Source organism: Sphingomonas sp. ERG5 (assembly GCF_000803065.1).
In the GTDB taxonomy this organism is placed as follows: domain Bacteria; phylum Pseudomonadota; class Alphaproteobacteria; order Sphingomonadales; family Sphingomonadaceae; genus Sphingomonas.
The window spans coordinates 1-567 of record NZ_JSXI01000035.1 but is presented as its reverse complement, the minus strand read 5'-3'; the positions used below and the strand labels follow the sequence as shown (position 1 = coordinate 567).

The window sequence follows — 567 nt, the reverse complement described above, 5'->3', positions numbered from 1 at the left end:
CGACGGCAGCATTGCCAATGGTGACGTCTACACCACCACGATCAGCTATGATGGCACGAGCCAGCGCATCACCGGCATCACCCAGAGCGACGGATCGTCACTGGTGATCGGCTATACGCAGATCGGCGCCGACTTCCGTGTGACCTCGCTGACCGAGACCGTCGCCAGCGGCGTTACCCGTACGACCAGCTTCGCCTATGATACGACCAACAACCGCACCACGATCACCGATGCGCTCGGCCAGCAGACGGTGCTGAGCTATGACGCCAAGGGCAATCTGCTGCAGATCACCGCGCCGCCCGCCAATGGCACATCGGTCGCACAGGTTCGCAAGTTCACCTACAACGCCAATGGCGATGTCACCTCGGTCGATCTGGGTGACGGTAATGTCACCGTCTTCGCTTACGATGCGCGCGGCAACATGATCTCGCAGCGCGACGCGCTCGGCAACACGATCACCCGCACCTACACGGCCAAGAACGAGCTTCAGACCGAAACCCGCTATCTCGTGCCCGATCCCGATGGCGCCGGCAGCGGCACCCCGGGCACGCCGCAAACCACACGCTA

1 pseudogene is annotated in these 567 nt (G+C 62.6%); it reads left to right on the top strand.

What is annotated here, in order from left to right:
- Positions 1 to 567: pseudogene (locus OO12_RS13605) on the top strand (hypothetical protein); the annotation flags it as partial.